Source organism: Okeania sp. SIO3B5, assembly GCF_010692555.1.
In the GTDB taxonomy this organism is placed as follows: Bacteria; Cyanobacteriota; Cyanobacteriia; order Cyanobacteriales; family Microcoleaceae; genus Okeania.
Genome location: NZ_JAAHHG010000298.1, coordinates 1 through 12136, shown reverse-complemented (window position 1 = coordinate 12136; position 12136 = coordinate 1). Strand labels below are relative to the sequence as shown.

General features: G+C 38.7%; 9 protein-coding genes and 2 pseudogenes. 2 read left to right on the top strand and 9 right to left on the bottom strand.

Features of this window, described 5'->3' with window-relative positions; genetic code table 11:
• Window positions 1–65: 65 nt before the first annotated feature.
• From F6K54_RS29200 to F6K54_RS29190, 3 genes and pseudogenes are all read right to left on the bottom strand, one after another.
• Window positions 66–203, bottom strand: a pseudogene (locus F6K54_RS29200) (RNA-guided endonuclease TnpB family protein); the annotation flags it as partial.
• Window positions 204–463: 260 nt separating this feature from the next.
• Window positions 464–1285 (bottom strand): RNA-guided endonuclease TnpB family protein, encoded by an 822-nt coding sequence (locus F6K54_RS29195; protein ID WP_293085602.1) that lies wholly within the window; start codon window positions 1283–1285, stop codon window positions 464–466.
• Between the two features lie 52 nt (window positions 1286–1337).
• On the bottom strand, window positions 1338–1622 hold the full coding sequence (locus F6K54_RS29190; protein ID WP_366558261.1) for a hypothetical protein: 285 nt from the start codon (window positions 1620–1622) through the stop codon (window positions 1338–1340).
• A gap of 104 nt (window positions 1623–1726) precedes the next feature.
• On the opposite strand from F6K54_RS29190, the gene F6K54_RS29185 reads away from it, so the two are divergent.
• Window positions 1727–2581 carry a universal stress protein gene (locus F6K54_RS29185; RefSeq protein WP_293085599.1) on the top strand — a complete coding sequence of 285 codons (855 nt, stop codon included), beginning with the start codon at window positions 1727–1729 and terminating at the stop codon, window positions 2579–2581.
• Window positions 2582–3019: 438 nt separating this feature from the next.
• Here F6K54_RS29185 and psbM read toward each other — a convergent pair whose 3' ends face one another.
• The 5 genes from psbM to F6K54_RS29160 form a co-directional block, all read right to left on the bottom strand.
• Window positions 3020–3124 carry a photosystem II reaction center protein PsbM gene (gene psbM / locus F6K54_RS29180; protein ID WP_124147322.1) on the bottom strand — a complete coding sequence of 35 codons (105 nt, stop codon included), beginning with the start codon at window positions 3122–3124 and terminating at the stop codon, window positions 3020–3022.
• Between the two features lie 53 nt (window positions 3125–3177).
• A complete protein-coding gene (locus F6K54_RS29175) occupies window positions 3178–3483 on the bottom strand; it encodes a 2Fe-2S iron-sulfur cluster-binding protein (RefSeq protein WP_202222646.1) in 306 nt (101 codons plus the stop codon).
• A 481-nt stretch (window positions 3484–3964) separates the two neighbouring features.
• Window positions 3965–7627, bottom strand: a complete 3663-nt coding sequence (locus F6K54_RS29170; protein WP_293085595.1) for a TolC family protein — start codon at window positions 7625–7627, stop codon at window positions 3965–3967.
• 201 nt (window positions 7628–7828) lie between these two features.
• A complete protein-coding gene (locus F6K54_RS29165; RefSeq protein ID WP_293085592.1) occupies window positions 7829–9172 on the bottom strand; it encodes a TIGR03279 family radical SAM protein in 1344 nt (447 codons plus the stop codon).
• 391 nt (window positions 9173–9563) lie between these two features.
• On the bottom strand, window positions 9564–9992 hold the full coding sequence (locus F6K54_RS29160; protein WP_366558260.1) for a hypothetical protein: 429 nt from the start codon (window positions 9990–9992) through the stop codon (window positions 9564–9566).
• A 1345-nt stretch (window positions 9993–11337) separates the two neighbouring features.
• On the opposite strand from F6K54_RS29160, the gene F6K54_RS29155 reads away from it, so the two are divergent.
• Entirely contained in the window at window positions 11338–11697 is a 360-nt protein-coding gene (locus tag F6K54_RS29155; protein ID WP_293085589.1) for a DUF5992 family protein, read from the top strand.
• A gap of 221 nt (window positions 11698–11918) precedes the next feature.
• Here the strand turns inward: F6K54_RS29155 and F6K54_RS29150 are convergent.
• A pseudogene (locus tag F6K54_RS29150) lies at window positions 11919–12136 on the bottom strand (hypothetical protein); the annotation flags it as partial.

Here is a 12136-nt window from a genome sequence, read left to right as displayed (position 1 = left end):
TGTCGCTAACATTGGCTGCTGCACCCACCCCTCTTGCTCCCCTCCCGGGAGGGGATGGGGGTGGGTTACGCTTGCCTCCACGTCCGTTTAATGTCTCGGACTGCCCGCCCGCGACTAATATATTTATTGCTGCATTCTCGTCTAAGAACATGTTTTGCACCACAGTTGAGACACTCCCATTCTCGCACCTTCAGGTCTAGCTTCCCACCTTTAAAGCCACAATTTGAGCAAACTTGGGATGTTGGCTCAAGGGCGACTAATTACTCTGAAATCGCGACCATATTTTTCAGCAATTCCATCTAAAAAAGTCCGTATGGGTTCTCCAACCTAAATCAGATACCCACCCCTCTTGCTCCCCTCCCTGGAGGGGATGGGGGTGGGTTACGGTTTTTAACCATACCAGAAACGTTGTTATACTTCTAAAACAACTGTTTGGTTTTCACGAATTATTTCAGTAGATAATTTATGTAGAAAGTCTGACGAGTGTATCTTTCAGTTTGGCATGAAATTTAGCTACTCTAACCCTTGCTTTTTCATACCTTTTAGAGCCTTTAGTTTTATGAGATAATGACTTGCTTAACTTTCTTAATTTCTTAATTCGTTTCTTCAGTGGCTTAGGAGCATCAACCTTTGTACCATCGCTAAATGTAGCAAATGTTTTAATACCTAAATCTATACCTACTGAACTATCAGTTTTAGGTAAGACTTCTGGTTGTATTTCTACTACAAAACTCAAGAAATATCTAGTAGGGGCGATTCGCGAATCGCCCCTACAATCTTTGATTACTGTTACTGATGATGGAGCAGCAGGTAATTCTCTTGACCAGACTATTTTTAGCTTTCCTATCTTAGCTAAATAAACTTTGTGTTGACCAACTTTAAAACCTCCCTTTGTAAACCTAGCAGTTTGCTTTGACTTTCTACTTTTAAATCGCGGAGCGTTGCGAGGAACGAAGCAATCTGGAGGTTTAATTGGTCTACCTTTCTGTTGACCTTTAGTCGATTTAAAGAAGTTTTGATAAGCCTGGTTTAAATCATTCAATGATTGCTGCAATGGTATAGCAGAAACTTCTGATAACCATTCTCTGTCTTCAGTCTTTTTCGATTGAGTGATAAACTGTTTTTGTAGCTCGGAGTTAGTGGGTTTATTCTCTCCTAATTGATACTTTTCTTGACAACAAGCTAGACTATCATTCCAAACCACACGAACACAACCAAATAGCTTTGCTAATCGGTATTTTTGTCCCGGTGTTGGATAAATACGATACTTAAATCTAGCTTTCATAATTCCTATTTGAACTAACAGTATGATAACATATTTATAGAAATAAAATCAACTAAAAAGTCGCCCGCTTATGGGCGAGGCGCATACCCCAAATTTTCGGTAAATCACAACCAAGATTAACCAACTCAGCATATTCAATACCAATAGAACGCAAACTTTCTATTCTTGCCTCCTCCATCCAGGAAATATAAGTTCCATGCCAAACAACACCAGCATAGTCAGTGTGGTGAGGATGAACTCTGACTATATATTCAAACCAAGCTTCAGATTTTTGAGTGGATTGATTTTCAATTGCACTTGTGGGTAACTGAGATTGAGATTGTTCTGATGAGGCCACTTTACAAAATTTGCTAAAACGCTACATTTCTCAAAGTTATCATGGGTACAGGAGATCTATGCTAGTTTAACAAGTTATTATTCGCTGATTCACTCAACTAAAATATGATAAACAAAATTTTGCTAGCTGTTGCTGGACGGGGACTATGTGAACAGATGCTCAATATGTTGATAGACATCCCCTACTTTCAAGTAGCATCTGTCACTGTATTGCACGTTGTCCCCCCTCAAGTTAGTGCAGAACGTATGTCTGCTAAGTTAGAAGAAGGTGGAAAAATTCTGGCAGAGGCTGTCCAATCTTTAAATATAGATCCAAAAAAAGTCAGTCCCCGACTTAAACAAGGAGACCCTAAAGATATTGTTTGTCAAGTAGCTGATGAAGAAGAATCTGACCTAATTATTATGGGTTCGAGGGGATTAGGTAGATTGCAAGCTATTTTGGAAAATTCCGTTAGTCAATATGTTTTCCAGTTAACTTCTCATCCGATGTTACTGGTGAAAGACGATATCTACGTTAAAAAAATCAGGCGGGTAATGGTAGCTCTAGATTCATCAGAAGGAGGAAAAAGTTCTCTAAAGTTGGCTATTTCCTTAGTGAATCAAATTCCTGGGGGACAATTAATTTTGAGTCATGTTAAGAAAGATCCCAGTGGAAAATCTATGCAAGATTACACTGCCGACGCAGAAAAAGACCCTGTTGTAGCGACAGCTGCGGCAGAAGCAAAAAAAATGGGTATTAAATATCGCTGTGTTGCTGCCAGTGGTAAACCTGGTCCAGAAATTTGTAAAATTTCCCAGGATTTGAATGTAGATCTATTAATATTGGGTTCACCAGACCGCCGTCCATCTAGTGCTAAGAATCTTGTGGACCTTGATAAACTATTAGGAAATTCTCTATCGGACTATGTGCGGGTTTATGCTAATTGTCCTGTATTGTTAGCTCGCCAGAGTGCTAGTTAGGGTCTGCTGAAAAAATTGGCTGGTGGGGGTAGGAGATGGGGACACGGAGACGGGGAGACGCGGGGACGCGGAGATGGGGAGACGCGGGGACGGTTTCGGCCATTTTATTTGAAGAAATTTTCTTGAATTTCAGCAGAAAATTTCGGTATTTTGAGGCAAAACTAGCAAATAACTAGGAGATAAACTGAATCTAACAAAGCTATAGCGCTGTGCGCAGGCAACAGCTCCGGAAAGCAACAGCTCATCTGGGGAAATAAATTGCTGATAATATAAGACTTTTAGCTATTTGGCCCCTCCTGCAATTTGTAAATATACCAGCGCTCATTGCTATATCTTGATTTTTAGGTTTATTCAGCAAACCCTAGTTAGACAAAAACAGCAAAGTAGGAGGACAATTTGTTAAATTATGCTCCTACTCTGAGTTTGTAAACTACTAATTTAGCTTTCGTTGTTGCCAGTTTGAATATACAAAATGATTAAGAAAACGGCTGGCACAAATATGAACAAAATGGTTGCCACAAAGCCTAAATCATTAACTGCCATGATTAACCCACCTTGAATTGAAAAAACCACAAGGTTAAGAATACCATTATTTGTTATTTGCGTTTTGGTTTTGTTTTGATGGTAACAGGACCATTAACCATGGTCTGACAAGCTAGTCTATAAGAAGGGGGCCTCTTCTTTAACTTTTGTTCTTCTACTGGAGTACGAGGTGAAAGATTTTCCAGACCTTCGACAACTTCTACGACACAGGTTCCACACTGCCCATAGCCTCCGCAATTCATCATTTTGCCTGTAAAGGTGTAGAGATCAATGCGGTTTTCTAGAGCCTTGATTCTTAAATTTGCTCCATCAGCAGCAATTATTTCCTGGTTTTCTTGTTCAAATTTGATGTTGGCCATTATGAATTATTAACTTATGTTGAGATTGGCTATTCTGAAAAAATGTTAACTAATGTTGAGAAGTTTAACTTGTTCTGCTGGAAGAAGACAGAAAGAAAAAAAGTTTAATCCCACATTCCGCACCACAAAATGTAGCAACCGAAGGAGGAGTCAGGAGACAGGAGACAGGAGACAGAATTTGAGAAGAAAATCATAGCTGCCGCGATCGAGTACATGATCGAGTAAGTATTTATGCGTAAATTTTTTACTTCATTATTTGATCGACGAAAAAAGTAATTGAGATGATTTGTATAGTATAAATACCTACAAAGCTACGGATTTATATACTACTTTTAATGATACAAACTGAAGTGCGGAATGTGGGTTTAATATCATGTCCGGGTAATTAGTGATAAAAAAACTTCCTCCTTTTCCTTCTCTTATTTCTTGCTTCTTTCTTCCCTCCTGACTCCTGACTCCTGACTCCTGACTCCTGACTTCTTCAAGGAGTATCTGACAAATCTCCACCAGGAAGATTACTAACAGCTCGCTGTAATTCCGACAAAGAACGATTATAGTCAATAATTGCAGTTAACAAATTATTCTCAGCTCTGGTCAAGTCTGTCTCAGCATTAATCACCTCTAACTGAGTTCCCACACCTGCTTGAAATCTTAATCGCGCTAAACGTAAAGCCTCTCTGGCCTGTTCCACACCCAATTCTGCTGTAGAAATATTCTCAAAGCTAGCCTCCAAACCAAAAAAGGCTTGTTCAACTTCACGACGAACTTGATTTCTAACCTGCTCAAACCTATTTTCTGCAATATCTTGATCCAAAATACTCTGTCTAGCAGCCGCCCTAGCTGCACCACCATCAAAGAAATTCCATCTAAAGTTGAATCCTACTGTAGTTCCATCGGCCCAACCTCTTGCGGCAAAAGGACTTTGGTTATCGGTAGTTAACCCCAAAACATTATAAGTGGCAAAGAAATTTAAACTTGGCCTAATGGCTGAGAGAGCTAGTTTTCGCTGCTCATCGCTTAAGTCTCTTTGTACCAACTGCTGTTCTAACTCAGCTCGGTTTTGAAAAGCAGACACAATTGTTTCATCTAAAGATAGAGGCCAAGATCCTGCTGGCTCAATGGGGTCAGCAGCCGTTAAATTGATTAACTGACTTATATTCAATCTTTCCACTAAGCGACGTTGAGCAGTACGCTGGTCTCGCAGTGAGTTTGTGAGATTTTGTTGTTCGTTGGACAATGTTACTTGAGCTTGCAGTACATCAAACCTAGTTCCAACTCCAGCTCTTTCTAAGGCTTCAGCATCTTCTAAACTTTTTCTAGCGTTAGCCACAGCAGCTTCCCCAATTCTGACTCGTCCATCTGCTTCCTGTAGATCGTAGTATTCGTCAGATACATCAAAGCGCAATTGTTCCGAAACTCTTTCTAACTCTAGTTCTCGGAGGTGCATTTGCTCTCTAGCAATTCCAATTCTGGCGGAACGAGCTTTACCAACACCAAGATCGTAGTCAAATCGAAATTCATTGAGAAAAGTTGTGGTGGGGAAATTTTGAATATCTGTGTCTACAAACTCTGAGCCACTACTTTCCGCTAGTCGTTGTTGAGCTCTGGCCTGCAGATCCCCAGAGGCACTTTCTGTACGTTGTAGGCTTGAGTCAAAAGTTAGGCTGGGCCACAGAGCAGCTTGAGCTTCTCGCATACTTGCTCTGCTTCTTTCGACTTCTAATTGAGCAATTTCTATTTCTGGATTATTGCGTCTGGCTAAATCAATGGCTTGCTGTAAAGTAATTGGTATGGTTTCTTCTATCTGTACTTCATCGGGGGTAATTGGAAAGTTTAATGGGTTAGAAGATTTTGGTTGAATTTGAGGGGGAGGATTTGTTTGCAAGGTTCCGTCTGGTACTGGTGGGGGAAAACTTTCTGTTGTTTGTTGAACAATGATAAAGCCACTATTTGTTGATGAAGGTTTTTGATTTTCTACTATGGCTAAATTAGGAACAGTATTGCTGCTTGAAGTTTGATTGAGACCTGTGGTTATTTGGGCAGATTTTTTCTGTGTTGAAGTATTGCCAAAAGTAGGTGGATTAAAAATAGTTGTGGCTGAATTTCGGTTATTTCTACTGGGTAATCTTAGGGGATTAGTTAAGCCTAATGCTTGGGTTTCAGTCTGTGCTAAATCATTTACTGTCTCCATTATTGGTGCTCGATTTATGCTTGTCATTACTCGGTAAGAATTTCCTGGTGTTGAATTTCTTTCTGATGTTGTTTTGGGATTATTTGTTTGGTTTTCTTGGTTCGGTTGTAAATTTGTCTGAAATTTTGCTGTTTCAATTTTAGAATTTTCTACTTTGGGTTTTGACTGTAACAAATCTAATAAACGAGAATTTGACTTCTCTAATTCAGCTACATTTTTTGAATCTACATCAACTTTTTCAGCACCCTTACCAGCCAGAGTAATTGACTGTTGAAATTCTGTTTCATTACCAGGATTAACTTTAGTTTCTACCTCAGAATTACCAGACTTTGACTGTAACAAATCTAATAAACGAGAATTTGGCTTTTCTAATTCAGCTACATTTTTAGAATCTACATCAATTTTTTCAGCACCTTTACCAGCCAGAGTAATTGACTGTTGAAATTCTGTTTCATTACCAGGATTAACTTTAGTTTCTACCTCAGAATTACCAGACTTTGACTGTAATAAATCTAATAAACGAGAATTTGACTTCTCTAATTCAGCTACATTTTTTGAATCTACATCAACTTTTTCAGCACCCTTACCAGCCAGAGTAATTGACTGTTGAAATTCTGTTTCATTACCCGGACTAACATCTGCTTCTCTGTGAGAATTACCTGATTTTGACTGTAATAAATCTAATAAACTAGAATTTGACTTCTCTAATTCAGCTACATTTTTTGAATCTACATCAACTTTCTCAGCACCCTTACCAGCCAGAGTAATTGACTGTTGAAATTCTGTTTCATTACCCGGATTAACTTTAGTTTCTACCTCAGAATTACCAGACTTTGACTGTAACAAATCTAATAAACGAGAATTTGGCTTTTCTAATTCAGCTACATTTTTTGAATCTACATCAACTTTCTCAGCACCCTTACCAGCCAGAGTAATTGACTGTTGAAATTCTGTTTCATTACCCGGATTAACATCTGCTTCTCTGTGATAATTACCTGATTTTGACTGTAACAAATCTAATAAACGAGAATTTGGCTTTTCTAATTCAGCTACATTTTTTGAATCTACATCAACTTTTTCAGCACCCTTACCAGCCAGAGTAATTGACTGTTGAAATTCTGTTTCATTACCCGGACTAACATCTGTTTCTCTGTGATAATTACCAGACTTTGACTGTAACAAATCTAATAAACGAGAATTTGGCTTTTCTAATTCAGCTACATTTTTTGAATCTACATCAACTTTTTCAGCACCCTTACCAGCCAGAGTAATTGACTGTTGAAATTCTGTTTCATTACCCGGACTAACATCTGTTTCTCTGTGAGAATTACCAGACTTTGACTGTAACAAATCTAATAAACGAGAATTTGGCTTCTCTAACTCAGCCACATTTTTCGAGTCTACATTAAAATTTTGATTCTTGTTAGCTGCCAAACTACGATTAATATTTTGTTTAAATGGTAATTCTGAAGACGAAACATTTTCTCCCTTTCTATGGGATTTTAACTCTGCCAATAAACTACCTGTATTTTTGTATATATTTTCAAATTTTTTTAAGGAAGAAATAGCCTCTTGATTAGGTTTTGACTGAGGTAATTGTTTACCGTTCTTGACTTTTGAGTGTCTTATTGATGGTACTTTTGTACCTAATGAAGGAGAATCAGAATTGAAATTTAACTTCTCTAATAAACTGCCTTGATGTCTCGATTGATTAATATCCTCTAAAGAATCAGTATCTGACCTGACTTCTTGAGTTTCTGTTACCTCAATAGATTTTTCTTTGACCTCTTGTGGGTCTAAAATTGAATCTTTGGGAGCATTACTTTCGGAGTGCATAGGTGGTGGGGCTGTATAACCCTGTCCCGCATTTGAAATAACTACTCCGATCGCTCCTACTACCAATACATTACGAAAAACACTCATGGATTTTTTTCTTCGTCTCCAAGTCCACATGATATTTTATACCAACAGGTCAACTGCTTTGCCAAAGTCAAAAGTTGAAAATTCAATTAGTGCAGGATGGCAGAAATAACTAACCAGTTACAAAATCCTAAAGGTCTTATACATCAATACTTTTGACTGTCTTGAGTGCGTCTTACATTCTGAGGAGACCTCAGAATTACGCACTCGATGCATGACTTCCGCGTAGCGGCATTAGCGATCGCCCACAGCAGTCAAAATTAGTTCTTCTGCTCCTGCCACTGGCCAAATAGGTTTTTTCAGTCGAGCTGCTAATTCTTCTAGGGTCATATCATCCAAAAATAGATTGTCCCCTGGTTTGAGCATGACTGAGGGTAAAATAATTCCTTCTCCTAAGTCTCGCCCCTGTAAACCTTCTAGCAAATCTTGGCCTGTTAATAACCCAGTGACGCTAATACTTTGTCCCCAATAGTTGCTTGATAAGGCCACCATATTTACTTCCAGTCCTTCAATTTGATTGAGTTGCTCGGCGATCGCTGCAAATGCTTTCTCTACTGCATTTCCTACTACCCAGGTTAGCTTTCTTTGGGTGCTTAAGCAAATGTTATGTTTTAAATTTTCCTTGACAGCAGCCTCAAATTGTGATATAAATTGCCGAATTGAACCAACTCCATTGCCAATTTGAGGATAATCTTCATATTCTGAAGCAGGGGGCAGGTCTCGACGGCCAATCAAAAACCATTCGTCAGCTAACCAGATGCAATTAGTCCCAGATATCTGTCTCAGTTTAGCTTGAATTTCTTGCACTTGGTCTATAACTTCCTTCGCTTTTTCAGTAGTGACGGGAATTAGTTCATCTGAACTAGGACGAAAGCGAGTTAAACCCACTGGTACAACTGCCACAGATGCTACTGCCGGAATTTCCCCAGTATGAAATTTTGCTAAATCTAATAATGTGCGTTCCAGATGAATACCATCATTAATTCCTGGACAAACTACAACTTGAGCGTGTATTTGCAGTCGCCGTTCTTGAAACCACTGAATTTGTTCGAGTATTTTACCTGCTCTGGAATTTTTCAGTAGGCGCGATCGCAATTCTGGTTCAGTAGCGTGGACAGAAACATATAGTGGTGAGAGTCGCATTTGTTCTATTCTCTCCCACTCCCGTTGGGGAAGGTTAGTTAAAGTCAGGTACGAACCGTAGAGGAAACTAAGACGATAGTCATCATCTTTTAAGTAAAGAGTTTCTCGTTTACCTGGTGGTTGTTGATCGATGAAGCAAAACGGACAACGGTTATTACATTGAATTAGACTGTCGAACAGAGCGGTAGAAAATTCTAAACCCAAGTCTTCATCGTAGTCTTTTTCAATTTCGATGTGGTGAGTTTTGCCTTTAGCATCGATGACTTCTATTTCTAAATATTCGTCGGCACAAATATATTGATAGTCGATCAAGTCTCGTAGTTGTTGTCCGTTGATAGAGGCGATCGCATCTCCTGGTTCAAAACCTATTTCGGCAGCGATGGAGTCGGTAATTACTTTGGTTATTACAGCAGGTTTGATAGAAGTTTTATTCATTTAATATATTTAATAGCAAATAAATTTTTTATTATATCATTTATCAAATATATTTTAACCTAATTAAGTATATGTAAAATTTAGGATCGATGTTCAAAATTTCCGGTTTTCCAAAAGTAGTAACAGATAAAAGCACTTTATCAAGTCTTATCAAAGCTCTAATCAATGCTAACAGAAACTTATTCATTATTCTCGTTCGGACATTTTATCTTATGGATTATTGTTGGGTTTCACCAGCTCAACCAAACCTACATTCTTTATTTCTTAACCTTATTTTGTTTGAGAAGTCAGACTAGCTGTTAATATGCCCATAATTAGATTAATTTGATTTATATAATATATTGTTGGGTTTCGCCAGCTCAACCCAACCTACGTTATTTATTTCTTAACTTTATCTTGTTTGAGAAGTTAGACTAGCTGTTAATATTCCCATAATTAAATTAATTTGATTTAGATAATATTCGGTTAAATCTATAATAATATTTTCCCCTTCCAGTTTCAAGAATCGCCAATTTGTTCCCGATGTAATTGCTCCATAAATTGTTGTAATATTGTTACTTTCTTTCTGATTAAATATTCTGGCTGCTATCATTTCTGCTATACATTGCCCTAATCCTAAATTAAGGTTTTCTTTTTTCGCTTCAACAATCACAATTATTGGAGCTGTTACGATTAACATTTCCGAAGATTTCGTGATTAAAAAGTCACAATTTCCGTTCAATCCTGTTTCTGGTTCGACTGTAAAATCTATGCCTGAGAATATATTAATTTGTTCTTGATTTTGTCTTTTGATATCTATTAATACTGGCGCAATTATCATTTCCGTTTGCGGAGCATTCCGTCAGGAAACGAGCTTTTTCACTATTACTTGCCAGAGCGATCGCTACGTTATAGTTCAGTATTTATGTTAATAATTTACTTGGTTGTAATGGCGATATATTTGCAAAATAGTTTTGTTCTTCTCTTATATTAATTTCAAAAGTTTGTTGGATTTTTTCTAATGTAAAATCGCTGTAATACATTTTTTATTAAACACCTAAGAAGTAATATCATGTCTGGGTGAATAATTAGACCTTGGTGGAAGGAAGGCAGAAGGCAGAGGGCAGAAGGCAGAAGGGAATATTAGTTCAAAGGGAGAAGGTTTTTTATCATTAATTATCCGGACATAATATAACATATAAAAATCAATTGGTAGTGGTGCATTGTAACAGTATAACCAGTGGGAGCATCTTGCTCCCGTTCTAATTATTTTTGGGTTGTCCTGCTCCCGTAATGGTGAAGATATATATTTTTTAATTTCTCCTCAAACTCCCCACACCTCCAACACTCTCTCTACAGCATTGCTGAGGGGCGGGATGAATATAAGTGGGGTGAGTATCCTGCCTGCGGTGCAAATATCAGGAACGGGCAAGATGCCCCCAAGCACAAAACTATTACAGGACTTACGCAAAGACACTATATATCGCGCATGGTAAATAGAGCGATTGCTGACGCAAAGCTCCGCTAACGCTAGCTAATTTAATAATTAATAATTAAATAATTCTGGTTTAAAGCCTCCCCTTTTAAGGGGAAAAAAGCGGTCGTTGCGTAGCTTCCCGTAGGGTGGGATGGATGGGTTTCCTAACCATATCCATAAGACCAAGAGAAGAAATAATATTTCCTGATATTCAATTCCGTAATGGTTAAAACCCGAGGTAATTATCAATTATCCATTATCAATTAATGAAACTATTTTTGGATGTTTTCCTTCTACTGGATTGTTTCACCTAAAATAGTGCAGAGCGCTTTTTTTCGTCACCCCATCCCCCCATCACCCCATCCCCCCATCACCCCATTTTCTAATGCAACATTTAAGATGAAACAGTCCACTACTGAACTGACACAGCTAAAACTGTGCATTAGATTTTTTCCTATAATTCTTTTTATAGCAAGGTTTGAGGATTTTTTCCTAATGCACCATTTAAGGGGAGTCAGTTCACTGGGGAGTCAGTTCACTACAGGTTTTTTCCCTCTTGACAATTGTAAAAGTTTAAGGAAATATACAGATAGTCGTGATATTCAGCAAGCAAAATGAAAACTTACAATGTTAAGTAGTGTGCGGTTGGATAGCTCGCGTAGGCAAGAAGAATTGTCACAAACGTATCTTTTAGGAGAAAATAACTCTAATGTCTAACATAATTAAGCGCCTTGCATCTACCGTCGTAGCATTAGCTCTTGTAGTAGGTGTAGTTTTCGGAGTAGCAACACCAGCTCACGCAGGTTATTTGGTAACAGGAGCAAGTGTGGTTCACGTTGAAAATACTTCATCCAATGGGGATAATTTTGCAGTTTTGGTTAAAGGTGGTAATGGCCCTTGCGTAGATAAATATATCATATTCCCAAAATCAGGGGTTAGCAATCTTGACGTTTATGAGCGTGGCTATGAAGGAGCCCTAACAGCTCTTGCTTATGACCTGAAAGTTAATGTTTATGACTACAGTGGAGATTCTTGCCGTAACGGTGGTCAGCTTGTAGTTACCAAGTAGTTCAGAACTAAGAAGAAACTTCGCTGCTGCGCGGTATTAATACTATCAGACAGCAGTATTACTGGACAAGCACAAGCATAAGATAATCAGGACTTACACAGAGATGCTATAGCATACTTGTTTGACATCCTCCCCGGCTGTTAGGCACGGGGATTCCTACCGAGCCGTAACTCCTCGGTGGGTTGACGTCTCACAGGCTGCTGCTACCGTAGGCGGTAGTCTTACACTTGCCTCCACGTCCGTTTCTTGCTCCGCGTTCCCTTGCGCCTTTCGGCGGCGCGGGTTCGGTGCGCTTTTTTGTCTCGGACTGCCCGCCCGCGACTAATATATTTATCGCTGCATTCTCGTCTAAGAACATGTTTTGCACCACAGTTGAGACACTCCCATTCTCGCACCTGAAGGTCTAGCTTCCCACCTTTAAAGCCACAATTTGAGCAAA